This window comes from Noviherbaspirillum galbum (assembly GCF_010974945.1).
GTDB lineage: Bacteria > Pseudomonadota > Gammaproteobacteria > Burkholderiales > Burkholderiaceae_D > Noviherbaspirillum > Noviherbaspirillum galbum.
In genome coordinates, this window is sequence record NZ_JAAIVB010000037.1 from 162,371 (window position 1) to 188,426 (window position 26,056).

General features: G+C 64.5%; 18 protein-coding genes. 7 read left to right on the forward strand and 11 right to left on the reverse strand.

All coding sequences use genetic code 11. The features are described 5' to 3' along the window. The first annotated feature begins 72 nt into the window (after window positions 1–72). Window positions 73–1,359 (forward strand): PQQ-dependent sugar dehydrogenase, encoded by a 1,287-nt coding sequence (locus tag G3574_RS11250; protein ID WP_235953329.1) that lies wholly within the window; start codon window positions 73–75, stop codon window positions 1,357–1,359. Window positions 1,360–1,371: 12 nt separating this feature from the next. Here G3574_RS11250 and G3574_RS11255 read toward each other — a convergent pair whose 3' ends face one another. Beyond that, complete coding sequence (locus G3574_RS11255; RefSeq protein WP_163963079.1) at window positions 1,372–1,761, reverse strand: DUF488 domain-containing protein; 390 nt, start codon at window positions 1,759–1,761, stop codon at window positions 1,372–1,374. 286 nt (window positions 1,762–2,047) lie between these two features. Between G3574_RS11255 and G3574_RS11260 the strand changes: the two genes are divergently transcribed. After that, the gene (locus G3574_RS11260) at window positions 2,048–3,400 is read left to right on the forward strand and encodes an NAD(P)/FAD-dependent oxidoreductase (protein ID WP_163963081.1); all 1,353 of its coding nucleotides are present in this window, start codon (window positions 2,048–2,050) and stop codon (window positions 3,398–3,400) included. Window positions 3,401–3,403: 3 nt separating this feature from the next. Here the strand turns inward: G3574_RS11260 and G3574_RS11265 are convergent, their stop codons facing one another. After that, complete coding sequence (locus tag G3574_RS11265; RefSeq protein WP_163963083.1) at window positions 3,404–4,396, reverse strand: hypothetical protein; 993 nt, start codon at window positions 4,394–4,396, stop codon at window positions 3,404–3,406. 304 nt (window positions 4,397–4,700) lie between these two features. Between G3574_RS11265 and dcd the strand changes: the two genes are divergently transcribed. Continuing rightward, the gene (dcd, locus tag G3574_RS11270; protein WP_163963086.1) at window positions 4,701–5,267 is read left to right on the forward strand and encodes a dCTP deaminase; all 567 of its coding nucleotides are present in this window, start codon (window positions 4,701–4,703) and stop codon (window positions 5,265–5,267) included. An 8-nt stretch (window positions 5,268–5,275) separates the two neighbouring features. On the opposite strand, the gene G3574_RS28660 is transcribed toward dcd, so the two are convergent. From G3574_RS28660 to G3574_RS28665, 4 genes are all read right to left on the reverse strand, one after another. Further along, window positions 5,276–6,277: a glycine-rich domain-containing protein gene (locus G3574_RS28660; RefSeq protein WP_163963088.1), complete on the reverse strand. Its 1,002-nt coding sequence runs from the start codon at window positions 6,275–6,277 to the stop codon at window positions 5,276–5,278. An 82-nt stretch (window positions 6,278–6,359) separates the two neighbouring features. Beyond that, entirely contained in the window at window positions 6,360–7,379 is a 1,020-nt protein-coding gene (locus G3574_RS28090; protein WP_205609739.1) for a hypothetical protein, read from the reverse strand. 13 nt (window positions 7,380–7,392) lie between these two features. Then, complete coding sequence (locus G3574_RS11285; RefSeq protein WP_163963090.1) at window positions 7,393–8,364, reverse strand: glycine-rich domain-containing protein; 972 nt, start codon at window positions 8,362–8,364, stop codon at window positions 7,393–7,395. Between the two features lie 128 nt (window positions 8,365–8,492). Then, window positions 8,493–9,467: a glycine-rich domain-containing protein gene (locus tag G3574_RS28665; RefSeq protein WP_205609740.1), complete on the reverse strand. Its 975-nt coding sequence runs from the start codon at window positions 9,465–9,467 to the stop codon at window positions 8,493–8,495. Window positions 9,468–9,716: 249 nt separating this feature from the next. Between G3574_RS28665 and G3574_RS11295 the strand changes: the two genes are divergently transcribed. Genes G3574_RS11295 through G3574_RS11305 form a run of 3 tightly spaced genes read left to right on the forward strand, consistent with a single transcriptional unit; the run spans window position 9,717 to window position 15,120 of the window. Then, window positions 9,717–12,746: an ESPR-type extended signal peptide-containing protein gene (locus G3574_RS11295; RefSeq protein ID WP_163963091.1), complete on the forward strand. Its 3,030-nt coding sequence runs from the start codon at window positions 9,717–9,719 to the stop codon at window positions 12,744–12,746. A 47-nt stretch (window positions 12,747–12,793) separates the two neighbouring features. Next, window positions 12,794–13,945: a DUF2827 domain-containing protein gene (locus G3574_RS11300; RefSeq protein WP_163963093.1), complete on the forward strand. Its 1,152-nt coding sequence runs from the start codon at window positions 12,794–12,796 to the stop codon at window positions 13,943–13,945. Then, window positions 13,942–15,120, forward strand: coding sequence for a DUF2827 domain-containing protein (locus tag G3574_RS11305; protein ID WP_163963095.1), 1,179 nt, complete (start codon window positions 13,942–13,944; stop codon window positions 15,118–15,120). The genes G3574_RS11300 and G3574_RS11305 overlap by 4 nt, the downstream gene beginning before the upstream one ends. Before the next feature lie 131 nt (window positions 15,121–15,251). On the opposite strand, the gene G3574_RS11310 is transcribed toward G3574_RS11305, so the two are convergent. From G3574_RS11310 to ybaL, 4 genes are all read right to left on the reverse strand, one after another. Beyond that, window positions 15,252–16,370 carry a DUF2827 domain-containing protein gene (locus G3574_RS11310; protein WP_163963098.1) on the reverse strand — a complete coding sequence of 373 codons (1,119 nt, stop codon included), beginning with the start codon at window positions 16,368–16,370 and terminating at the stop codon, window positions 15,252–15,254. A gap of 287 nt (window positions 16,371–16,657) precedes the next feature. Next, complete coding sequence (locus G3574_RS11315; protein WP_163963100.1) at window positions 16,658–18,109, reverse strand: DUF1501 domain-containing protein; 1,452 nt, start codon at window positions 18,107–18,109, stop codon at window positions 16,658–16,660. A 13-nt stretch (window positions 18,110–18,122) separates the two neighbouring features. Further along, window positions 18,123–19,853, reverse strand: a complete 1,731-nt coding sequence (locus G3574_RS11320; protein ID WP_163963102.1) for a DUF1800 domain-containing protein — start codon at window positions 19,851–19,853, stop codon at window positions 18,123–18,125. A 188-nt stretch (window positions 19,854–20,041) separates the two neighbouring features. Then, window positions 20,042–21,739 carry a YbaL family putative K(+) efflux transporter gene (gene ybaL, locus G3574_RS11325; RefSeq protein WP_163963104.1) on the reverse strand — a complete coding sequence of 566 codons (1,698 nt, stop codon included), beginning with the start codon at window positions 21,737–21,739 and terminating at the stop codon, window positions 20,042–20,044. Window positions 21,740–21,880: 141 nt separating this feature from the next. Here ybaL and G3574_RS28795 point away from each other — a divergent pair, with 141 nt between their 5' ends. Continuing rightward, window positions 21,881–23,617 carry a cation:proton antiporter domain-containing protein gene (locus G3574_RS28795; protein WP_163963106.1) on the forward strand — a complete coding sequence of 579 codons (1,737 nt, stop codon included), beginning with the start codon at window positions 21,881–21,883 and terminating at the stop codon, window positions 23,615–23,617. Between the two features lie 52 nt (window positions 23,618–23,669). Here G3574_RS28795 and G3574_RS11335 read toward each other — a convergent pair whose 3' ends face one another. Further along, on the reverse strand, window positions 23,670–25,919 hold the full coding sequence (locus G3574_RS11335; protein WP_163963109.1) for an arginine/lysine/ornithine decarboxylase: 2,250 nt from the start codon (window positions 25,917–25,919) through the stop codon (window positions 23,670–23,672). Window positions 25,920–26,056 lie beyond the last annotated feature (137 nt).

The window sequence follows — 26,056 nt, forward strand, 5'->3', positions numbered from 1 at the left end:
CCAAGGTATACACGCTTATATTTCCCGGAGGCCGTAATGCGATTCCCTTCCCTCACGCTCATGCCGATGCTCATGCTGCTGGCTTCCTGTGCCATGTCGCAGCAGAAGACTGATGCCTCCCGCACCTTCGGCCCCAACCCCACCCTGCCGGAACCCGAGAAATCCCTGGTCCCGACCGTCAACATCGCCACCGCGACCGGCTGGCCGGCGAACGGGAAGCCGACGCCGGCGGCCGGGTTCGCCGTGACTGCCTTCGCGAAGGACCTCGACCATCCGCGCTGGGTCTACGTCTTGCCCAACGGCGACGTGCTGGTCGCGGAAACGGACGCCCCGCCCAAACCCGAGGACGGCAAGGGTATCAAGGGGGCGGCGATGAAGCTGCTGATGAAGCAGGCCGGCTCCGGCCGCAAGCCCAGCGCCAACCGGATCACCCTGCTGCGCGACACCGATGGCGATGGCGTGGCGGATGTGCGCACCGTGTTCCTGCAAGGCTTGAATTCGCCCTTCGGCATGGCGCTGGTGGGCAACGACCTGTACGTCGCCAACACCGACGCGATCATGCGCTTTCCCTACCAGCCCGGCCAGACCGAAATCCGCGCGCCGGGCGCCAAGGTGGCCGACCTTCCGGCCGGGCCGATCAATCACCACTGGACCAAGAACATCATCGCCAGCCGCGATGGCAAGACCCTGTACGCCACCGTCGGATCGAACAGCAACGTGGCGGAGAACGGTATCGACAAGGAAGTCAACCGCGCCGCCATCCTGCAGGTGGACCGCTCGAGCGGCATGATGCGCGTCTTCGCCTCGGGCTTGCGCAATCCGAACGGCCTGGCGTGGGAGCCGGTGACCGGCATGCTCTGGACCGCGGTGAACGAGCGCGACGAACTCGGCGACGACCTCGTTCCCGACTACATGACGTCGGTGAAGGAGGGCGCCTTCTACGGCTGGCCGTACAGCTATTACGGCCAGCACGTGGACGAACGTGTCAAGGAAAAGCGCCCCGAACTCGTGGCGCGCGCCATTCCCCCCGACTATGCGCTGGGCGCGCATACCGCCTCCCTCGGACTGGCCTTCTACGACGGCACGCTTTTCCCCGAGTCCTATCGCGGCGGCGCCTTCGTCGGCCAGCATGGCTCATGGAACCGCAAGACCCCGTCCGGCTACAAGGTGATCTTCGTTCCGTTCAAGGAAGGCAAGCCGGCCGGCCAGCCGCAGGATTTCCTGACCGGCTTCCTCGACAGCGAGGGCAAGGCGCAAGGCAGGCCGGTGGGCGTGGCGGTCGACAAGCGCGGCGGCCTGCTGGTGGCCGACGACGTCGGCGAGGCCATCTGGCGTGTCGCTCCCGCGGCCGGCAAGTGAGGGTAAGGTGAATCAGGAGGCGATCTCGGCCTCGTGCTCGAGCAGCAGTTCCCGCAGCAGCGAGCGATGGCAGCGGGATTCGTCCTCGCAGTAGCAGCCGACGGAAAAATTGCTCGTGCGCGACAGCGCGGCGAGCAGGGCGATCGTATGCTTGTTTTCCGGCGTCGCCATCTCCGCCCGGTACTTGCGGCGGAAGGCCTGCCATGCGGCCGGCGTGTCCGCGGCCATGGCCATCTTGACGGTCTCGGCGGCGGGCGCGAGGTTGGGATACCAGACGTCGTACCAGTCCTGCGCGGCGTATTCGCTCCTGGGCACGCCGCGCGGCGGCCGGCGTACGGTGCCGATGCGGATGCCTTCACCGGATTTTCGCGGGCTGCCGAGACGGACGATGCGGATGGCCATGGACTCTCCTCGCTGGTCGATGTCCGGAAGCGTAGCACGCCCCCGTGTCAGGCATTGCCTTGGCCTTGTCAGAATATCTCCCGGGAAAGACCCTGTTTCAGGCATGTGCCAGTTTGCGTTAAGCCAAAAAGCACACCTGCACTGCAGCGATCTTGACATTGTTCAATGGATGGGTGGGGGTCGTGGATATAGTCGCCTAAGAGTGTTTAACAAAATGCCGCCGGCGAGCTCCCAACGGTATTTTGCTGACCGCTCTTCGTTATACCCCATCATTATCGGAGGGATAATGCAAGAACCGACTACTGGTCGCGGCACGAAACATGTGATCCTTGGTACCGGCCCGGCCGGCGTGATCGCGGCGGAAACCATCCGCAAGAACGCCCCGGACGACGAGGTGCTGCTCATCGGCGACGAAGCCGACGCGCCGTATTCCCGGATGTCCATTCCCCAGATCCTGAGTGGCCACATCGGCGAATCGGGCGCCCGCCTGCGGCGCGATGCCGACTACTTCTCCCGCCAGCGTATCGAGCTGCGGCGGGGCAGGGTAGTGCAGCTCAGCGAACGGCCGCGCGTGCTGCACATGGAAGACGGCAGCGCCATACCCTTCGACAAGCTCCTCATCGCCACCGGCGCGCGTCCGCGCGTGCCTGTCATTCCCGGCATCGACCTGCCCGGCGTGCATGCCTGCTGGACCATGGACGACGCCCGCCGCCTGCTGGCGCTCGCCAAGCCAAGGGCGCGCGCGGTGCTGATCGGCGCCGGCTTCATCGGCTGCATCGTGATGGAAGCGCTCGCCACTCGCGGCGTGCACATGACCGTCATCGAGAAACGCGACACCATGCTGCCCAACATGCTCGGCAAGACCGCCGGCGACATGGTGCGCCGCTGGTGCGAGCGCAAGGGCATGCAGGTGCTGACCGATACCCGCGTCAAGGCGATCGGCCTGGTCGAAGGTTGGGACCCCGACTCCCCCAAGCTGGTGATGCTGTCCGACGGCCGCCTGCTCGAAGCCGACTTCGTGGTGTACTGCGCCGGCGCCACGCCCAACATCGATTTCCTGCGCGGCAGCGGCGTGCGCTGCCTGCAGGGCGTGGTGGTCGATGCCTGCATGCAGACCAGCCTGCCGGGCGTATATGCCGCAGGCGACTGCGCCGAAGCCTATGACGAAGGCGCCGGCCGCTCGGTGATCGCCGGCGTGCAGCCCAACGCCGCCGACCAGGCCTACTGCGCCGCGCTCAACATGACCGGCCGCCAGGCCTTCCAGCGCAACGTGCGCCACATCGACGTGGTCGATACCATGGGGCTGATTTCATCGTCCTTCGGGCAATGGGAAGGCATCCGGACGGGGCAGTGGGTGGAGTATCACGATCCGGTGCATTTCAAGTACCTGCGGCTTGAATTCGGCGGGGACGTGCTCATCGGCTGCTCCGCGGTGGGCATCACGGAGTATTCCGGGATCCTGCGCAGCCTGATCCATCACCAGGTCAGGCTGGGGGAGTGGAAGGAAGGCTTGATGAAGAATCCGCTGGCGCTGAAGGAGGTGTACCGGGATTGCGTGCAGAAGCAGTACATCCACCAGTCGTCGGTGTTTCATACGCCGTCGCCGTCGCGGGCGTCGACCGATTTTCATGCGATGTAGGCTCTAGCCTTCGAACTGAAGGACGACGGCGCCGGTCTTCCCGGGCAGGCCGCTGCCGCCGTTGGCCCCGCCGTTGCCTCCCTGTCCCACGGGCACGCCGCATGTGATCTTCAGATTGAGGCTTGCTGACGCGTTGTAGTTTCCGACGCCGCCGGTGTAAGGCGCGATGACGAAACCCGAACCGCCATTGGCCGGGGCGACGGCGGTCGGGAAATTCAGGTATGACGTTCCGCCCGTGCCGGCCGGGCCTCCGCACCACAAGGTATTTGCGCATCCGAGATCGCTTGCCGATTGGCCCGGTGCGCCGACTCCTCCATTTGCGCCGCCGCTGCCACCGCCGCCGCCCGGACCGCCGCCGTTCGCTCCGTCGCCGCCGGTCTGTCCCAGGTCATTGAAACCGCCGCCACCGCCGCCGCCGCCGTTGGCGGATGAAGTCCAGAGATGGCCCGCGCCGCCGCCGCCGCCGCCGCCGTTTCCGCCGTTTCCGCCTGCGCCGGGGATCAGGTTGTAGTTGAAATTCCCGCCACCCTGCGCCGGGTTGCCGCCACCGCTTCCGCCCGTTGCTGTCCAGACCGAGCTTCCATAGGTCAGCCGGCTTTGGCCGCCGGCCCCGCTGGTATTGGAATAGGCAGCCGGTGTGCCGCCGGCTCCTGCCGCCCCGATCGACAGGCTCAGGTTGCCGCCCGTGTACGTGAAGGAGCCAGACGTGACGGAGCCGCCCGCCCCGCCGCCGCCGCCATGAAAAGGCGCGGAGCCGCTGCTGCTGCCGCTTCCACCTCCACCGCCGCCGCCGCCAACAACGGCGAAGACGACGCGCTTCGTTCCCGCCGGCGGGGTGACCTGACCCGCCGAGGTATAACAGTCGCCGGACAGGACGCTGTAGCTCGTCGTGGCCGGCGTACTGGCGTTCGTGCCTGACAGTCCCGGAAAGAACAGATAGCCGGCCGGGCTGTTGGGCTGCACGTTGATCGGTGCTGCGGAAACGAAGGCGGGCATGACACCCAGGATCGTCCGAGCGATCCATGGCAATGCTTTACTTCGTCGTGGCGGGCAAATGAAAAATGGCATGGCGTGACTCATCACTTCGGGTTCGGCAACATGGCTGGCAAGAGGCGAGGCAACTGGGCTGGATGGTGGCAAACCGCCAAGGGGAGAGAAACCGGAATTAATTTGGCTTAATACATTGCGAAGAGGGCTCATGCAGGCCGGAAGATGTCGCCAAGTTGTCGGAAGCCAGCATTTTTCGCGTAAAATCGCGGTCAACCTCCTTACCGGGAATCCAACTTCCCCAGTGAATTCCATGAGCATCAAATCCGACAAATGGATCCGCCGCATGGCCGAGCAGGCGCGCATGATCGAGCCCTTCGAGGCCGGGCAGGTGCGGCAGGCCAACGGCCACAAGATCGTCAGCTACGGCACGTCGTCCTACGGCTACGATATCCGCTGCGCCGACGAATTCAAGATTTTCACCAACATCAACAGCACCATCGTCGATCCGAAGAACTTCGACGAGAAATCCTTCGTCGACTTCAAGGGCGAGGTCTGCATCATCCCGCCGAATTCCTTCGCGCTTGCTCGCACCGTCGAGTACTTCCGCATCCCGCGCAACGTGCTCACGATCTGCCTCGGCAAATCGACGTATGCGCGCTGCGGCATCATCGTCAACGTCACGCCCTTCGAGCCGGAGTGGGAAGGCTACGTCACGCTGGAGTTTTCCAACACCACGCCGCTGCCGGCGAAGATCTATGCCGGCGAAGGCTGCGCGCAGGTGCTGTTCTTCGAAAGCGACGAAGTGTGCGAGGTGTCGTACAAGGACAGGGGAGGGAAGTACCAGGGGCAGCACGGGGTGACATTGCCGAAAGCCTGAGGCCGGATTCAGCCTTCGAACTGGAGCAGGACGGCGCCATTGGAGCCCGAGGTTCCATTGACGGACCCGGCGCCGCTGCCCGGGTAATAATATCCGCCGGATCCGCCTCGGCCGGCAGGATAACTGCAGGTGACCTTCAGGTTGTATGCCGCCGAAGCGACGTAGTTTCCGACGCTCCCGCTGGAACCATTTGCAGCTCCTGTTCCTCCGCTGCTTGGCGCGACCGCCGAGGACGTGTTCAGGTAGGCCGAGCCGCCTGCGCCGGACGCGCCGCCCGGAACGGGTCCCCATGCTCCTCCGTTTCCGCCAAAGCCCCCGCCCGTTCCGCCGCCGCCGCCGCCGCTGCCAGTGATGCTCAATGGTCCCGGAATACCACTTATCCCGTTTGCGCCGCCGTCGTTGAAACCGCCGCCACCGCCACCGCCGCCACCACCGCTGTAATTGACATAGCCCATGCCGCCGCCGCCGCCGCCATTGCCGCCATCTCCGCCCTTGCCGCCGGAATTGAGGCTGCCGCCACCGCTTCCACCATTTGCCTGCCAATTCTTGGCGCCATAAATCAGGCTGCTTGCACCGCCTGCCACGCCGTCGGTGCTGACGCCGGATCCGGCACCCCCATTGCCGATGCTCAGCGTGAGTGTTCCGCTTGTGTAGGAAAACGATCCCAGGGTGACGTATCCACCGCCGCCCCCGCCGCCCCCACCGGCCGTTGATGTCACGTAGGGAAAAGGTCCGGCTCCGCCCCCGCCGCCGCCGACGACCGCAAACACCACCCGCTTCGTTCCGGCGGGTGGCGTCACGCTTCCGCCGCTCAGGTAGCAATCGCCCCCGATGAAGTTGTAGGACGTGGACGTGCTCTGGGTAGATGTGCCGGGGAAGTAGAGATAGCCTCCGGGACTGCCGGGCATGACGGTGACCGGCGCAGCTGCGGCTGTGTTGATGAGCAAGGCCGCCGTGGCTATCCTGATGGCGGGGCAGCGGAAAAGCTGCATGGCGGATCGAGGCCTCATCTCTGCCTCGGCCGGCATGTCGATCTCCCGGGAGTCGGAATCCTGGACATCACCTCGCGAAAGAAATGAGGCATAAATTGGGTCATCCCTCGAACTGGAGCACGGCCCCGCCACCGTAGCCATTTTGACCGGCATTGGGTCCATACCCTCCCGTGCCGCCCCTTCCCACCGGCAGGCTGCACCCAACCTTCAGGTTCAAAGCCGCGGCATAGCCGACGTTGCCGACGTTCCCCGGGGAGCCGCTCGGGCTTCCGGTACCTCCCGCGGACTGGGATACGGCGGCGTAGTTGTTGAGGTAGCCCGTGCCGGCATTTCCGCCGGCGCCGCCCGTGTTTCCGCCGACGGAACCGCCCGCACCGCCCGGGCCGCCGCCCGTGCCGCCACCGCCCCCGCCGCCACTCGAAGCGCCGACTGCAGTGATGCCTGGCTGGCCGACGTCATTGAATCCGCCGCCGCCCCCGCCGCCGCCGCCATACAGGTTGGTCCCGCCCGCCGAACCCCCGCCGCCGCCGCCGCCGTTGCCGCCGTCGCCTCCTTTTCCTCCCAGGTTCGCGCCGGTATAAACGTATTTTCCGCCCTGGCCGCCGCCTGCCGTGTACGAGGAAGCGCCATAGGTCAGGGTCGTGGTACCGCCGTAGGTGCCGTCGGCATTACTGGCGTTGATGAGGCCGAATGCGCCTCCGGTGCCGCCGGTGCCCACCGAAATGCTGATGCTGCCCCCCGTATAGGCAAACGAACCCACCGTGACATAACCACTGCCCCCGCCGCCCCCGCCGCCGTAGTAATAACTGGATCCCCAGGAATAGGAGCCGCCCCCGCCACCGCCACCGCCGACGACGGCAAACACGATGCGCTTCGTGCCCGCGGGCGGCGTGACGCTGGTGTTCGTCATGTAGCAGTCGCCACCGAGGAAGTTGTAGTTCGTCGTCGTGCCTTGGGAAGTCGAGGCGGGGAAGTACACATAGCCTCCGGGACTGCCCGGCATGACGACCACCGGCGCCGCTAAGCCCGGCGCTGCAAACAACGCCTGCAAGGAAAATGCTGAAAGAAGCGCCGCGAGCGCATGCTGCAGCCTGGTTTCCGGAATCGTGAGGGTGAACATGGGAAGGCGCTTCCTATCCTTCGAACTGCAGGATCACGGCGCCGCCCGTGCCGGCGGTGCCATTGGTCGTGTTGTAGCCGCCGTTGCCGCCCCGTCCCGGTACGCTGCTGCAATTGACCTTGATGGCGTAGGGCCATGCGATCGGATAATTGCCGACGCCGCCCGCTGTCCCGCTTGCAGCGCCGCCGCCGCCCGCTGCCGGGGTGACGACCGTCATTGGACTGAGATAAGCGTTGCCGCCATTGCCGCCATACTGCGTGCCATATCCGCATACGCCGCCGACGCCCGCGCCGCCTGCGCCGCCTCCGCTGCCGCCTCCGCCGCCGCCAGCGCCAGCACCGCTGCCACTCGTTCCGGCGGCACCAGGGTCATTGAAGCCTCCGCCGCCTCCGCCGCCGCCGCTGTAGCCGGCTGTCCACGTCGTCCTGTTACCGCCCGAGCCTCCGCCGTTGCCGCCATTGCCGCCCGAGCCGCTGCAACCGGTGGCGACCCCCGCGCCGCCGCCGCCGCTGCCGCCAGGCGCGGTCCAGGTCGACGAACCAAAGGTCAATGTACTTGCTCCGCCCGCGCTGCCATTGGTCGTGGTTCCACCTCCGGCTCCGCCAGCGCCGATCGAGAAGGAGATCGACCCAGATGTATAGAGGAAAGCCGCGATCGAGACGTAGCCCCCGCCGCCTCCGCCGCCGCCCTCATTCCAGAAACCGCCGAGAGGGCCGCCACCGCCGCCGCCGCCGCCAACCACCGCGAATACCACGCGCTTCGTTCCGGAGGGCGGAGTAATGCTGCCGTTGCTGGTAAGGCACTGGCCGCTGATGAAGTTGTAGGCGGTCGTGGGCGTCGCGGTGTTCGTATAGAGGTAGTTGGCATTGGTGCTTGGCGTGACAACCACCGTCGCGGAAATGGCTGCCTGGATGGCAAGGACGTTCGCGGCAGCGCACGCAGCGAGAATTCGTCCTGTCCATCGTGAAAGCGGAATCATCGTCATGGTTAAACCGGTCACTGCTTTAGTCCAGTTCAGTGAATGAACAAGCCGGCAGGACGTCTGGATTGGCGAACGTTCCCAAGGTGATATACCCGCCATGAAGTCTGTCGCCGGCGTTCGCCATGTTCCCTTCAACCCTCGAACTGCAGAATCACGGCGCCGCCCGTGCCGGCGTTGCCATTGGTCGTGTTGTAGCCGCCGGTGCCGCCGCGACCCTGCGGGCTGCTGCAATTGACCTTGATGGTATAAGCCCAGGCAAGGGGATAGTTGCCGACGGCGCCCGCCGCGCCGCTCGCCGTGCCGCCGCCACCAGCCGCAGGCGTGGCTGCCGTTGTTGGACTGAGGTAGGCGCTGCCGCTATTTCCGCCGTAGATCGTCCCATATCCGCATACTCCGGCTGCACCTGCTCCGCCTGCGCCCCCTCCGCTTCCGCCGCCGCCGCCGCCGCCGCCATTCGTGCCGCCGCTTGTGCCTGGCGTGCCAAGATCATTGAAGCCGCCGCCGCCTCCGCCGCCGCCGCCATAGGCATTCGTCCAGGCGGTCACATTGCCTCCGGAGCCACCCCCGTTACCGCCATTCCCGCCGGCACCTCCGCATCCTGTGCTGCCAATGCCTCCATTGCCTCCGGCGGCGGTCCAGGTGGACGAACCGTAGGTCAAGCTGCTCTGTCCTCCTGCCGTGCCGTTGCTTCCGGCTGTCGCGCCCGCTCCGGCGCTGCCCACCACGAAGGTGATCGATCCGCTTGTATAGAGAAAAGAGTTGATCGTGACATAACCGCCGCCGCCGCCACCGCCACCTTGATTGATGTAGGCATTCGCAGCGGAAGAATAGGCGCCGCCTCCTCCTCCGCCGCCGCCAACCACCGCGAACACGACCCGCTTCGTTCCGGAGGGCGGATATACCGACCCGCTGGCGGTGTAGCATTGTCCGTTGAGGTAGCTGTAGGTACCCGAGGCCGTCGCGGTGCTCACATACAGGTAACCCGAGTTTGTTCCCGGCGTCACCACGACCGGGGCGGCTTGCGCTCCCGCTGGAGCAAGGCAGGCGCCCAGCAGCCAGCATGCCGGCACCAATGCCGGCCGGCGAAATGTGAAAGCCCGGGTCATTCGGGTCAACGGCTGGAATCGGAAACGGGAAGTTGTCATGCGTTCGGTGACGCGTGAGGCAGGCGCGCCGTGCGAGGAAACACGGGTATCTTCATCAAAGCCGCGTGGGCACTGGAGATAAATTAGCCGTGCCTAATTTTTCGTTGCCGTCCTGCTCGCGACTGCATTAGGACTTTTTTTAATATCATTTTGGAAACAGAATTCTCCTCCGGCATCATGCCAGTCATCACAATTTGATTGGGCATTTTCATGAACCGGATTTACCGCCTCGTATTCAGCAAGCGGCATCAAGGGCTTGTGGTCGTCAGTGAAATTGCAACATGCCAGGGAAAGGGAGGCATCGGGGACGGGGTCAGCGCGGCATTCGGCATGCATGCCCTTGCCGCCCGCCAGATTGCAGCTCTGCGCGAACGAGGACTGTTCGTCCGCGCCAGGCTGAACATCATGACAGGCATGGTCCTCGGCGCGTTCGCTCCATTCTGTGCCGCCCTCGACTGCGTCGGCACGGTGGCCCAGGTCACGCAGGATTCCCAGGCTTCCTATCAGTACGACAATTGCATCTCCAATTCCGGCATCATCCTGCGCGCCAACAATGACAACAATCCGGGTGGCACGGGGCAGGGCATCATGCTGCAGGGAACGAACGCGAAACAGCTGTTCTTCGGCGATGTCGCCCCGGACGGGCAAAGCACCTTCATCCGGCTGGGCGACAGCGCGAGCAATTCCCTTACCGGTTCGAACAACTCGATCTATCTCTTCGGACAAACCCGGGTCTTCAACAACCTGAGCGTCGACGGCTTTTCGTCGTTCACCAATGGCGCGGCCTTCAGCAACGGCTTCGGCGCCAGCGGCCTCATCCGGATGGACGGCGACATCGGCCTGGGCGGGAGCGTGAAGTTCAGTCCCAATACCACGATCAACCTCAACAACAATCGCCTGCAGGGATTGGCGAGCGGCACCGCGCCGGGCGATGCCGTCACCCTGGGGCAGGTCAACGCCGTCCAAGGCGGCCTGAACACGTCGATCAACAGCCTGTCCACCGCCACCTCGTCCTCGATTTCATCGGTGAGCAATACACTCAACACCCTCGGGCAGACAACGTCGAGCAATATCGCTTCGCTGTCGACGTCAACCGCTTCCTTGTCTACTCTCGCAGGCGGAAACGCGACGGCCATCAATTCCCTGTCGACCCTGGCGAACACCGGCGCCGCACAGATCGGCTCGCTCTCGACCCTCGCTTCGTCGGCTTCAACGGCGATCGGCTCCCTGTCCACTCAGGTCAATGCGAATACCTCGTCGCTCAGTGCCTTGTCGTCGCTCGGGTCCGCGAACAAGGCCTCCATCTATTCCCTGTCCACCGCGGTCGGGACTGCCGTCGGCTCACTCATCCAGGCGGGCAACGTCAATGGGGCAGCGGTCAGTTCCCTGTCGACGGCCGCAACCGGCACCGCCATCAGCCTGAACTCGCTTTCCACCGGCGCGGGTGCGGCAAACGCGACGATCACTTCCCTCTCCACGCTTGCCGGCAACACCACGACCCGCGTGGACAAGCTGTCGTCCGACGTGGGGAGCCTCTCCACCGGGCTGAGCACCCAGATTTCCACCACGAGCAGCCTGCAGGCCTATGCCGAGCTGATCGCCACGCAGACCGGCAGCTACTTCGGCGCGATGGGCAAGGACCTGAGCACGCTCAGCACCTCCACCTCGACGAGCGTCTCGGCACTGACGACGTCGATCGGTTCGCTGTCGACGGCTGCCGTCTCGACGCAGCAGGCGGTCGTCGACCTGAAGTCCGACCTGAGCACGGTGAAGGGGAAGGTCAACAATGCGTTGGGGTCGGTGGACAGCCTGTCGACCTCGATCAACCAGTTGAGCACGTCGACGTCGAATGGACTGACTTCCTTGTCGACGTCAACCGCATCCCGGATCGCGGATGTGCTCAGCACCAGCCTTGGCGCGGTAGGCAGCCTCTCCACCTCGGTCGACGGTTCGGTGAAGTCGCTGTCCACCGGCCTGAGCGGCGTGTCCGCCGACGTCGCAACCTTGTCGACGTCCGCATCGACCGCGGTAAGCGACCTCGGGGCGGGTATGAGTGCGCTATCTACCTCCGCCTCGACCGGTATTTCCTCGCTTTCCACCGCGACGGCAGCGGGGTTCTCCTCGCTCTCGACCTCCACCTCGAGCGCGGTCGGATCCTTGTCCACCAGCATTGGCGGCGTTTCCCGCGGGCTGTCATCGCTGTCGACGCAAACCGCAGGACAAGTCAACTCGCTTTCCACCAGCACCACCTTGGTCGCGGCGTCAGTGAAGTCCCTGTCCACCATGACCGATGGCCAGATCGTTTCGCTTTCCACGCAGACCGCCGGCCAGGTCAGCTCGCTTTCCACCGGCTTGAGCACGACCAACGACAGCGTGCTGAAGATGTCGAAGTCGTTGAATACCATCATGGCGCAAAGCGACGCGGCCGCGGCTAAGGGCGGCACCGGGACGCTTGCCGTAACCGGCGGCATGCAGGACGACGGCCAGCTCACCCAGGGCAAGAAGGCCAACAATGTCGTCTCGACACGGGCCGATGCAGACTGTACCGTCGCCAATGGCATCGACACCACGGCGCTTGGCACCTGCGCCAACGCCGGCAAGGTCAAGGGCGTCAATGGCGCGACGGAATCCGTGGTCGCCGACGGCGCCACCGCCATCGGGGCGCAGGCGCAGGCGCAGAGCGCCAATGCCACCGCGCTGGGCTTCAGGTCGAATGCGAAAACGGACGGCGCAGTGGCCGTGGGTTACCAGGCGCAGGCCACCGGCGAAGCGGCAACGGCAATCGGCGCGAACTCCAATGCCTCTGGCGCCGGTGCGGTAGCCATCGGCGTCGGCGCGCAGGCCACGGCCCCGGGTGCGGTGGCAATTGGCGCCGGCTCGATTGCGAACGAGCCGAATACCGTGTCGATGGGTTCGCCCGGGAATGAACGCCGCATCACGAACGTCTCACCCGGTGTGTATGCCTCCGATGCCGTCAACGTCGGTCAGTTGAACGAGGTGGCGCGAAATGCCTACGTCGGAACCGCGATGAGCATGGCAATGATCAACAACTACATGCCGCACCTGTATGGAGGCGAAAAGGCGGTAGGGGTTGGGGTCGGCAGTTATCGCGGTTATGGGGCGATCAGCGTCAACTTCAAGGCGGCGTCGGAAAGCGGACTGGTGAGCTGGGGCGGCGGACTGGGCACGACCGGCAAGGAATGGGGCCTCAATGCCGGGGTGGGCTGGAAATTGAAATGAGGATGCTTGCCTCCACCCCGCCACGCCCCGAAGGCAGGTGATCGGCCATGCGAATCGGCCTTTCCGTCATTAGCCGTGAAGGAGACAGCATCTGGTCGAACGGTCTCGGCCAGAACGTGATCTTCCTCGCCCAGCTGCTGCGCCGCATTCCTTTCGTCAGCGCCGTGGTCCTCGTGGATGTCGGCGTGTCAGGGAGCATGCCCGCTCAGCTCAACCTTCGCGGGCTGGATCTGGAACTCGTTCCTTTCCAGGCGGCCAATGACAGGATCGATCTCATCATCGAAATGGCGGGGGGACTCGATCCTTGCTGGCTGGATCGATTCCGCGCTTGTGGCGGCAAGGCCGTCTATTACTGCGCTGGACAACCCTATGTCGGATTGATCGAGCCCGTCCTGTTTTCAGACAAGGGATTTTCACATCGCCCCGACCGGATGGATGAAGTGTGGCTCCTGCCCAAGGATGATTCCCGGTTCGCACCGATGATGCGGACCCTGCATCGTTGCCCGATGCACGAGGTGCCTTACCTCTGGTCGCCGCTCTTCGTCCAGCAGCGCTCCGAGGACATCGGCCGCCAGGGCTATCATTTCGGCTATCGCGCGCGCTCCGGCCGTGACGCGCAGCCCTCAGCCTGGCGGGCCGCGATCCTTGAGCCCAATATTTCGGTCATCAAGTCGGCGTGCCTCCCCATGCTGATCTGCGACGAAGCGGCCCGCAGCGAGCCTGGCGCCATCAATGCCCTGCATGTGCTGAATTCGCTGCATCTGAAGGACCATCCAACGATGCTCCACCTGGCGAATTCCCTGGATCTGGTCCGGAACGGCAAGGCCCTGTTTCATGGTCGCCACGACATCGCGGGCTTCATGGCGCAATACGCCGATGTCATCGTGTCGCACCAATGGCAGAACGATCAGAACTATCTCTATCTCGACGCCCTGTGGGGCAACCTTCCGCTGATTCACAATTCACCCTGGCTGCGGGACGCCGGATATTACTACCCTGAATTCGATGTCCCGTCAGGCGCACGCCAGTTGCTGCATGCATGGCGGAACCATGAGGAAGACCTGCCGGCCTACCGGACGCGCGCGCGTACAGTGTTCGCGCAGGTCGATCCCGCCAGTATGGTGAACGTGCAAGCCTATGCGCACCGCCTGCTTGCGCTTTTCCAGGGCAGGCTTCCGGCGGAGGGAGTGAAGTCATGAGGAACACATTCAGAAGGCGGCCTGAGAACCTGCGCGTCGGGGTGTCCATCGTCGTGCGGAAGGGAGATCAATCCCTGTGGGAAAACGGCATCTTCCAGAATTGCCTTTACCTGGTCATGCTGCTGATGCGATCGCCGCGCGTGGCGCAGGCTTACCTGGTCGCCGCCGGCGGCGATGGCGATCCGCAAGATGCCCATGCCTTCGCGGAAGACGCGCCCGTGCCCATCATCGACCTGAGGCAGGCCGGCGAAACCCTCGACGTCATGATAGAGATGAGCGCACAACTGCCGGCCGAGTGGATCAACGACTTCCGCCGGCAAGGTGGAAAGATCATCGCGGCGCATGTCGGGAATGACTACGTCATCGACGTCGAGCGCATGAATTTCGACAAGGCCCCCGGCATGCTGGTCAACGGCGCACCGTATCATGAAATCTGGACCTTGCCCCAGCACCTGAAGACGTGCGCACCTTATTACCAGGCCGCGTTCCGCGCGCCGGTGCGAGTCATGCCGCACTTGTGGAGCCCGGTGGTATTGAACCGCGCCGTCGCACGTTTGCCCGCCGACCAGCAGTTCGGCTACCAGCCTGGCCGCAAGCATTGGCGCCTGGCCATGTTCGAGCCAAACATCTGCATGGTCAAGACCAGCTTCATTCCGATGCTGTGTTGCGACGTGGCGCACCGGATGCGGCCGGACTTCATCGAGCATGTCTGGGTCTACAACACCTTCCATCTCCGCACGCATCCAAGCTTCGTGATGTTCGCCAACAGTCTCGATATCACGAAGCATGGCCTGGCTTCCTTTGAAGGGCGGTTTCCGTTGTATCAGGTCATGGCGCAAAACGTCGATGCGGTCGTGTCGCATCATTGGGAGAATGGCCAGAACTACCTGTATTACGAGGCGCTTCATGGCGGGTATCCCTTGATACACAATTCCGAATTCATCGCCGACTGTGGCTACTATTATCCCGGGTTCGATTGCGAGCTGGGCGGATTGGCGATACTGCGCGCGCTTGCCGAACATGATGCCGCGCTCGACGATTATCGGCGGCGAGCGCATAAGTTGCTGGCGGGTCTCGATCCGGGCAATGAGGAAAATGTTCGGGCTTATACCGAGGCTATCCTGCGGTTGTATGAGAGAGAGGAGAGCACAGTGGCAAGACAGGCGGGGTACTGATCGATGCTTGGGTTTGTGGCTTGCTCCAGGCGACCGGAATGGGATCGCCGTCTGCGCGAGAATGACTGCGGTTGGTGCGGAAGACAGCGGTAGGTGCGGCAATGACAGTACCTAGGGCGATAGAGTGCCGCTCAATCTGCTCCCCGAGAAACCACCGCATCCAGCAGCGCAGCATACCTGCCCACCAGTTTCGGATCCGAAGGCAAATAACGACTCATCACCCGCCGCTGCAACGCGCGATACTCCTCCCACCCTGCATCATGATTCTCCAGCGCCTCAAGCAAGCGCTCGCACCCAGTCTGCACGTCATGCCCGGCATAGTAATACCCCAAATCAGCGCAAAGCCCGGCATTGTGCACGAGGGGATAGCCAAGCCAGCAGACTTCCAGGTAGAAGTAGTTGAGCGGATTCCCCCATTGATGCGAAATCATGATGTCGGTGTGTTCGCTCAGGAACTGCGGCGTGTCATGCCTGCCGGTGAACACCGCCTTGTGCTCGCGCACCAGGTCGAGGTGATGCATCAGCGCGATGAAATCCCGGTTTTCCTGCGCCATGCTTAACGCGTTTGCCACCTGCACGCCGGTAATCCGGTCCGGGCGACGACGGTAGGCTTCTTCCGCGATGAGCAGGGGATAGAGGCAGAATTTGAGCACGTCGATGTTCGGTTCCATCACGCTCAGGCGGCGGGGGCCTGGGCGGGGCTGATAGACGCCGCGATGCGGCAAGGCGGCGCAACGTTCTTCCAGCAGGACCGGAGACCAGACGAAGGGCACCACCGTCGCCGGCCGCCGCCGCAGGGTCTGGAAAAAATCGCGGTTCAGCGCATCCACCTGCGGAATGATCCAGATCGCGTCATAGCACTGGTTGATGAACAATCGGTCGCCCCACAAGGGACGGTTGAACAGCATGGCCTCCATGGCCAGCACGTATTCCGAGCCGCAGCAATACGACACCAGCCGGGCGCCGCGCGATTTCAGCGCCTCGGTCTGGTCCGCGCTGAGCTGGCCGCCGAGCTCGATCACGACGTCGAGTTCGTGGATCAAGTCGTTCAGGGGAAATACGGGCCAGCGCGACGCATCCCAGGGCAGCGAGGCAGGGAGCGGTACGTCGGTGGTGTTGACCAGGCGGACCGAGCCGACGTTCGGACAGCGCCGCAAGGTATCGGCCAGGAAGAGCGCGTTCTGCTTGATGCCATTGTTCCAGAGCGATTCGTCCTGGCGCAGGCCCACGGTGATGCCGATACGGAGCATGGATGCCGTTCCCTTGAAGTCGATGAGTGGAAACCAGACATCCAGTGACCGCCGCCTTCTTCAGGTTCACGCGGCAGGTGCTAATGCAGATGAAGACGCCAACATCGCCAAGCCAAAAAAAAGCCCCTTCCCATCGCTGGAAAGGGGCGGGTAAGCGATAGCCTACTTGCCTTCTTGCGCAACCACATTCAAACACACACGCTGCCGCTTACCCAACTTCCCTGCCAGGGAAGGCACCCTCCTATGGAGCCTGTCGCCGCAACCCGGGGCGGTTCGTCACCGAACCATCATCCCATGAATCCCAGGTCGCGCTTCGTGAAATTGGCGATGTTGGGAAACACATCGCCGATCTGCGCATCGCTGAGCCCGAACCACCTGGCCAGCGTGCCGCCATACTGATCCACCGAAATCCCGGGCAGCAGGCTGCCCGAACCCACGTCCTGCGCATGGCCGAGCGCGGTGACGGGGAAGGTGCCATAGATGTCCTTGCCCTTGACCGCGCCGCCGGCGACGAAGTGATGCGAGCCCCATCCATGGTCGGTGCCATCGCCGTTGCTGGTGAATGTCCGGCCGAAGTCCGAGGCGGTGAACAGAGTTACCGAGGGACGCAGGTCGCTGCCGCCGAGCGTGGACAGGGTGGTGTCGAAATAGCTCAGGGCATGTGCCACCCGCGCCAGCAGGTCGCCCTGGTTAACGCGCTGGTTGTCATGCGTGTCGAAACTGCCGATGCTCACGAAGAACACCTGGCGTTTCACGCCCAGCGCGGCGCGTCCGCCGATGACACGCGCCACCGTTTGCAATTGCGTGGCCAGCGAATTGTTCGCCAGGGCGCCGGTATTCGGGTTGGTGTATTGCGTCGGGTTGGCCACGCCGCCCGTGCCGGCGGGCAGCATCGCCGTGGCGAGGATGGCCTGGGCGTCGATGGAACGCTTGACGATGGCCGCATGATCCTTTTCGAACAGGTTGGCATTGCCGCCGCCGCTGATGATGGCCGCCAGCGGATTGCCGGCCGTCGTGCTGCCGAACAGGGAACCCGACAACCCGCCGATCGGCACCGCGCCCGCAGAGCTTACCTGGTACTGGTTGATGGTTTTCCCGCTCAGGAAAACGGCGTTCCCCGAGGCCGACACCGAGGTGAAGATCGCATTGCTGTTCATGGAGGCGAGCAGGTCGCCCATGCGGCCGCCCCAGCCGAAGCTTGCGCCTTCCGGCTTGTAGGACTGCCAGAGCGATTGCTGGTCGTTGTGCGAGAAGAGCTTCGGCGGCAGCGGCACGCTTCCGGCCTTGTACTGGGCCAGGGTGGCCGGCACGATCAGCGGGCCGACGTTGGCGATGACCGCCGCGCGGCCGGCATCGAACAGGTCCTTGAGCGGTCCGAGGCTGGGATGCAGCGCGAATTCCCGGCCCGCCTGCGCGGTGGTTGGCACGATGGGCAGCACGCCGCCGGCCGCGCCCGGCGCGGGCAGGGCGATGGAATCCGCGCCACTGGTGGTGCGTACCGACTGGTAGGTCGACCAGGAGGTCGGGTCGGTGGCCAGCACCGTGTTCGCATGATCGTTGCCGCCCGAGAAAAACAGGCAGACGATGGCCTTGTAGTCCGATTGCGGCGCGGTCTGGGCCGAGGCGGCGGCCATGGTCATGAGGTTGAGCGCGAACGGCGCGCCGGATGCGCCGACCACCGACATCAGCGAGGCGGCGCGCAGGAATTCACGGCGGGAGGCGTTGATCTTCTTGGTCATGCTTCGGGCTCCCTCATTTCTGGACGATGTATTCCGGCGAAGCCATCGCCAGGAAGATCGCCAGGTTGACGCGGTTCTTGCGCGCCGTGGCGGCGTTGGTGGCGTTGGTCGTCGAGATCGCGACCGAATTCACCGCGGCGATGATCTGGTTGCGCAGGCCGGCGGACATGGTGTTCCCCATCAGCAGCAGGTTGACGCGGTCGACGAGCTTGTCCGCCGTGTCGGCCAGCGCGAGTTCGGCGGTGTAGTCGGGCTTGATGTCGCGCGAACTGCCGGTGCCGTTGGGAATGGCGTCGCGCATGAAGTTCAGGTAGCCGACCACCGAGGTTTCGCCGGTGATCTGCATTTCCGGCGCGACCAGGCCGGCCGCGGCGAGCGCGGTGTTCGGCGGAACATAGCCCGGCCGGTAGAAGTTGAAGACCGAGGGGGAACGCATCGGCGTCTGGCCTAGCTGGGTCAGGGGATCGTCGAGCGAGCCCATCAGGAAGCGGCCGGATGCCGACTTGGCATTGAAGCCGCGCATCCAGTTCGCGAGGCGCACCACCGGTTCGCGCAGCTTGCCCTGGCTGGCAGCAGGCACGTCCGGGCGGGCCTCCTTGTCCAGCAGGATGGCCTTGATGACCGCCTTCATGTCGCCGCGCACGCCGCTGCCGTTGTCGGCGAACGCGGCGGCCACGCGGGCGACGTACTGCGGGCTCGGGTCGCTGGTGACGAGGCGCTGGATCAGCTGGCGGCCGATGAAGGGGCCGACGTTCGGATGGTTGAACAGCTTGTCGAGCGCCACCTTCAAGTCGGCTTCGGGGCTGGTCGAGCCCGCCGCGATGGTGGTGCCGAGGAAGGCCTTGTCCGAGACCGAATGGAACTTCGGATAACTCTGCATCGGCATCCAGTCGCGGTTCGCGTCCGGGCTGCCGCCATAGAAGCGGCTGTCGGTCTTGTCCGGGCCGGCCCAGCTCCAGCCGGTTAACACCCGCGACATGCCGACGATGTCGGCGCTGGTGTAGGTCTCCACCGGCATGTTGTCGATCATCTTCAGCGAGCCGTCCTGGTTGAGCTCGTAGAGGCCGATGGTGAACAGCTGCATGCACTCGCGCGCATAGTTCTGGTCGGGGATGCGGTTGCCGGATTCCTTCTCGTTGTGCAGCGAGGTCAGGTACAGGCCCATCATCGGATGCAGGCTGACGTCTTCCAGCAGTTTGCGGAAGTTGCCGAAGGCGTCCGAGGCCAGCATGTCGTAGTACGAGGCCACGCCGCGCGGATAGTTGGCGACATTGCTGTCCTGCAGGGAGACCACGAAGATCTGCGACAGGGCGAAGGCTACACGCTGGCGAAGCTGGTCTTCGCCGCCGACGGCCTGCTGCCAGAAGGATTCGAAGAAGTTGTTTTGCGTGGCGGCCGTGCTGCTGGAGGCGACGATGTCGTCGACATAGGTGCGATGCAGGCGCTGCGGCTTGGCGAATTGTTCATCGATCCAGCCGGACATGCCGAGGCTGGTCATGTGATCGATGTCGGCCGACGTCGCGCCGAAGCTGGCCTGGGCGAGGAGTCGGGCAGCCTGGGGCTGGGTCGGAATGTCGGTGGGCGCGGCCGAAGACGTGGCGGAAGAAGAGGCCGAGCCAGGCGCGGTGCCGTTCGCCGTTCCGCCGGCCGATCCGGCGGGTCCGCTGGCGCCACCACCGCCGCCGCAGGCGGCGAGCATGGCGACGAGGGCGGCAGCGACCGCCGCGCGCATGGAATGCTGCATGTAAGGCTCCCGTTGTTCTTCGCAGGCAGGTCGATGCGCCGGTTGGGCGCATCATGACTGCTGATTTGGCACATGATCGATGGAAACGCCGCCGGCGGATGTTTCCATGATGCTAGAAATGTGACGAGAAGTAAGGGAACCCGACGAACGGCGCGCCGGCGGCAATGAATGGCTCTATGGCAGCGGGACTACGGCAATGGATGATCTTTCAAGTGCGACAGCACGAACCGGGACATTCCCGTAGCGAGTTCGGTTTCGCCGATGAAGACCTTGTCCGCCTGTTCGCTTTCCAGCAGGCGGGCCTCCTGCTCGTTATGCGAGCGCACCACCGCCACGATGGCGGGGTTGAGCGCCTTGCCGGTTTCTATCATCTGCCGCACGTTCAGCGTTTCCGGCGTGGCGACGACGAGTACCCGGCAACGGGCGACGTGGGCCTGGATCAGCACCGCCGGTTCGGCGGCGTCGCCGGCGACCGCGGGCGTGCCGCGCTTGCGGAGGTGTTCCACCAGGTCGCGGTTGTCTTCCACGACGACATAGGGAACATGCTGCTCTTCCAGGGCCTGCGCAATCTTCCGGCCGACGCGGCCGTATCCCACCAGCACGACGTGGCCGTCGAGGCTGGATTGCGGCGTCGTCGCGGGAAGTTCCGCGAGCGGGTCGGGGGAACGCGCATAGCGCTGCTGTTCAGGCGAGGCGTTGCCGGCGCGCCGCAGCAGGGGTTCGATGGCATGGAACACCAGCGGATTGAGCGCGATGGAAATGATGGCGCCGGCCAGGATGAAGTTCTGCCCCTCCACCGGCAGCAGGCCCAGCGATACGCCGAGGCCGGCCAGGATGAAGGAAAACTCGCCGATCTGCGCCAGGCTCGCGGACACCGTCAGCGCGGTCTGCATCGGATAGCGCAGCGCCAGCACGAGCAGGAAGGCGGCAAGCGACTTGCCGATGATGATCACGGAAACCACCGACAGCACCTGCAGGGGCGAGTCGAGGAGCACGCGCGGATCGAACAGCATGCCGACCGACACGAAGAACAGCACGGAGAATGCATCGCGCAGCGGCAGCGATTCTTCCGCCGCGCGATGGCTGAGCTCGGACTCCTGCAGCACCATGCCGGCAAAGAAGGCGCCGAGGGCGAGGGAAACGCCGAACACGCGGGTCGCCGCGTAGGCGATGCCGACGGCGGCGGCGATCACGCACAGCGTGAACAATTCACGCGAGCCGGTGCGCGCCACCCGCCACAGCAGCCAGGGAAACAGGCGCCGGCCGACCACCAGCATGAAGGCCACGAAGGCGCTGACCTTGGCGAGCGTGATGCCAAGGTCGAGCCAGAACGGCCTGCCGTCCGCGGCGGGTTTTCCGGAGAGCCAATCGGCGAGCAGGGGCAGCAGCACCAGCATGATCACCGTCACGAGATCTTCCACCACCAGCCAGCCGACCGCGATGCGGCCATTGACCGAGTCCAGCGCCCCGCGGTCTTCCAGGGCGCGCAGCAGCACCACGGTGCTCGCCACCGACAGCGCCAGGCCGAACACCAGTCCGGCGCCGATGCTCCAGCCCCAGAACATCGCGAGCAGCACGCCCAGGCCGGTGGCGGCAACGATCTGCAATACGGCGCCGGGCAGGGCGATGCGCTTGACCTCCAGCAGGTCCTTTACCGAGAAATGCAGGCCGACGCCGAACATCAGCAGCATCACGCCGATTTCCGCAAGCTGGGAAGCGAGTTCGACGTTGGCGACGAAGCCGGGCGTGGCCGGGCCGATCGCGATCCCCGCGGCAAGATAGCCGACCAGGGCCGGCAGCTTGAGCCGGACGGCGAGCATGCCGAACAGGAGCCCGAAGCCGAGCGCCGCGGCGATGGTGGTGATGAGGGGAATGTCATGATGCATGGATGAATCCTGTTCGAGTTCATTGTGAGCGGCCACGCGTGATGGGTCTTTCACCATGGCGCATCGTGTATCCTTCTTGCAGCCGGCAGCGGGCAAACGGATGCCGGCGCAGGCCCGGTATTCAGTCAAGCGAGTAGTGTAGTGGAACAGTCATCTCACAATTTACCCTTTCTTCAGGAAACGATACTTTTTCTCGTCCTTGCCGGCATCCTGATTCCCTTGCTTCAACGCCTGCGCATCAACCAGGTTCTCGGCTTCCTCAGTGCGGGGGTGCTGCTCGGGCCCTTCGGCCTCGCCCTGTGGACGGCCGACCATCCGATGCTGTCGCAGCTGACCTTCCGCGATCCCGATGCCGTCTCGGTGCTGGCCGAACTCGGCGTTCTGTTTCTGATGTTCATGATCGGGCTGGAGCTTTCCATCGAACGGTTGCTGGCCATGCGCCTCTGGGTCTTCGGCGCCGGGGCGCTGCAGGTCGGCATGACGGCCCTGCTGATCGGCGGCTTCGCCTGGTACTTCGGCAACCGCGTGGAAGCCGCGGTCATCCTGGGCGTCGTGCTGTCGCTTTCGTCCACCGCGGTCGTCATGCAGATCATGGGCGATCAGCGCATGGTCAATACGCCGGTCGGGCGGGCCGGCTTCGCCATCCTCATGTTTCAGGACCTGGCGGTCGTGCCCCTGCTGGTGCTGCTGCAGATCCTTGGCAAGGGCTCGTCCGAAGGCGCGGGGACACTGGTCGCCATCACAGCCGTCAAGTCCATCGGTGCGATCGCAGGCATATACCTCATCGGCCGGCGCGTCGTGCGGCCCCTGTTTCATGCCATGGTCGGCAAGGGCAGGTCGGATGTGTTCATGGCGCTGACCCTGCTGAGCACGCTGGGCATCGGCGCCCTGACCGCGGCTGCCGGCCTTTCGATGGCGCTGGGCGCGCTGCTGGCTGGCCTGCTGCTTGCCGAAACCGAGTTCAAGCATGAAGTGGAACTGACCATCGAACCGTTCAAGGGCTTGCTGATGGGCCTGTTCTTCATGTCGGTCGGCATGGGCATCGACATCAGGGAAGTGCTGCGCTATCCCGTGCTGCTGCCGCTTTCGGTCTTTGGCTTGTTTCTCATCAAGGGAGCGGTCATGGCCTTGATATTCCGTGCCGGGCGCATTCCCCTGGGCGAAGCCATGCAGGGCGGCCTGCTGCTCGGGCAGGGCGGCGAGTTTGCCTTCGTCGTCGTCGGCTACGCCCTGTCGGTACACTTTCTCGATGCCGCGACGGCCCAGTTCATCCTGCTGGTCGTCAGCCTGAGCCTGTTCGCGACGCCGCTGGCCGCCAGGCTCGGCAGTTTGCTTGCCGGCAGGTGGCCCGCCAGTGGCGATGCCTTGCCGCACGCGGACGCGACGCTGGCCGCGCTACCTGACAGCAAGGTGATCATTGCCGGATTCGGACGCGTCGGGAAGATGCTGGCGACCCTGCTGGAGGCACAGCGGGTGCCTTATGTCGCGTTCGAGAGCGATGTCGCCGTCGTCGCGCGCGAGCGGGCGGCGGGGTTTCCGGTGTTATACGGCGATGCCTCGAAATCGGAACTGCTGCGCAAGGCGCATGCCGACCTCGCCCCGGCGGTCGTGCTCACCATGAACCATGCCGGCGCGGCGCTGGGCGCGGTCAAGTCGATCTCGCGGGAGTTTCCGCACGTGCGGCTGTTCGTCAGGTCGGTGGATGAGCGCCATGCGGTGGTGCTCAAGCGCGCGGGCGCGACGATGGTGGTGCCGGAGGCGTTCGAGGCCAGCCTGCAGTTGTCGTCGTTCGTGCTGCAGGCGGTGGGCGTGGACGGGGAGGAGATTGACCGGACGCTGGCGCGCGAGAGGGCGCGGCATGCGGGGATGTGGGAATGACAGTGGTAGGAGGGCGGTCCAGGCCGTTGCAGGCTGGACCGCCCAAGCGTCCCTACTTCACGCAATCCACGTAATAGCCCCGCTTGCCATCCACCTGCGCCGTCACCAGTCCGTGCACATCCGTCTCGAACCCTGGGAACTTCTCGTTGAAGTCGCGGGCGAAGCGCAGATAATCCACGATGGTCTTGTTGAAGCGCTCGCCCGGGATCAGCAGCGGAATGCCGGGCGGGTAGGGCGTCAGCAGGATGGCGGTGACGCGGCCTTCGAGTTCCTCGATGGGCACGCGTTCGATCTCGCGGTGCGCCATCTTGGCGAAGGCGTCGGACGGCTTCATTGCCGGCTGCATGTCGGACAGGTACATCTCGGTCGTCAGGCGCGCCACGTCATATGACTTGTACATGTCGTGGATGCTCTGGCACAGGTCGCGCAGGCCGACGCGCTCGTAGCGCGGGTTGGCGGCGGCGAACTCCGGCAGGATGCGCCAGATCGGCTGGTTCTTGTCGTAGTCGTCCTTGAACTGCTGCAGCGCGGTCAGCAGAGTGTTCCAGCGGCCCTTGGTGATGCCGATGGTGAACATGATGAAGAAGGAGTAGAGGCCGGCCTTCTCGACGATCACGCCATGCTCGGCGAGGTACTTGGTGACGATGGACGCTGGAATGCCGCTGTCGCCGAACTTGCCGTCGAGGGCCAGGCCCGGCGTGACGATGGTGGCCTTGATCGGGTCGAGCATGTTGAAGCCGGGAGCCAGCTTGCCGAAGCCGTGCCAGTCGTCCTCGGCGCGGATCATCCAGTCTTCGCGCGAGCCGATGCCGTTCTCGGCGAAGTTCTCCGGGCCCCAGACCTGGAACCACCAGTCCTGGCCCCATTCCTGGTCGACCTTGCGCATGGCCCGGCGGAAGTCCAGCGCCTCGAGGATGCTTTCTTCCACCAGCGCGGTGCCGCCCGGCGGCTCCATCATGGCGGCCGCCACGTCGCAGGATGCGATGATGGCGTACTGCGGCGAGGTGGAGGTGTGCATCAGGTAGGCTTCGTTGAACATGTCCTGGTCGAGCTTGACCTTTTCAGAATCGCGTACCAGGATCTGCGAGGCTTGCGACAGGCCGGCCAGCAGCTTGTGCGTGGACTGCGTGGAGAAGATCAGCGACTCCTTCGCGCGCGGCCGGTCCTTGCCGATGGCATGCATGTTCTTGTAGAACTCGTGGAAGGTGGCGTGCGGCAGCCAGGCTTCGTCGAAATGCAGGGTGTCGATCTGGCCGTCCAGCATTTCCTTGATCGTCTCGACGTTGTACAGCACGCCGTCGTAGGTCGACTGCGTGATGGTGAGGATGCGCGGCTTCTTGTTCTTCGCCTCGCGGGCGAAGGGATTGGCCTCGATCTTCTTCATGATGTTTTCCATCTTGAATTCGTCGAGCGGGATCGGGCCGATGATGCCGAGGTGGTTCCGCGTCGGCATCAGGAAGACCGGGATCGCGCCGGTCATGATGATGGAGTGCAGAATGGACTTGTGGCAGTTGCGGTCGACCACGACGATGTCGCCGGGGCCGACGGTGGAGTGCCAGACCATCTTGTTCGAGGTCGAGGTGCCGTTGGTGACGAAGTAGCAGTGGTCGGCGTTGAAGATGCGGGCCGCGTTGCGCTCGGAGGCCGCCACCGGGCCGGTGTGGTCGAGCAGCTGGCCGAGTTCCTCGACCGCGTTGCAGACGTCGGCGCGCAGCATGTTCTCGCCGAAGAACTGGTGGAACATCTGGCCGATGGGCGACTTCAGGAAGGCCACGCCGCCGGAGTGGCCGGGGCAGTGCCACGAATACGAGCCATCCTTCGCGTAATGCACCAAGGCGCGGAAGAAGGGCGGGGCAAGGCCGTCGAGATAGGACTTGGCTTCGCGGATGATGTGGCGCGCCACGAATTCCGGCGTGTCCTCGAACATGTGGATGAAGCCATGCAGCTCGCGCAGGATGTCGTTCGGGATGTGGCGCGAGGTGCGGGTTTCGCCGTACAGGTAGATCGGGATGTCGGCGTTCTTGTAGCGGATTTCCTCGACGAAGGCGCGCAGCGACTTGAGCGCCACGTCGGTCTCTTCGGAGCTGCCGCCGCCGAATTCTTCATCGTCGATGGAAAGGATGAAGGCGGAAGCGCGCGACTGCTGCTGGGCGAACTGGGACAGGTCGCCGTAGCTGGTCACGCCCAGGACTTCCATGCCTTCCTTTTCCATGGCTTCGGCCAGCGCGCGGATGCCGAGCCCGGAGGTGTTCTCGGAGCGGAAGTCCTCGTCGATGATGACGATGGGAAAGCGGAATTTCATGTGGTCTCCAGGAGTGGAAAGGGAGACGCCTGGGCGGGATGCTTGCGCGCCGAAAAATGAAAAACCAGAATTGTCGCAGATATGGGGGGATAGTGCCGGAAAATGCGCGCTTCCCTTGATGCGCGGCGTGGGTGCCG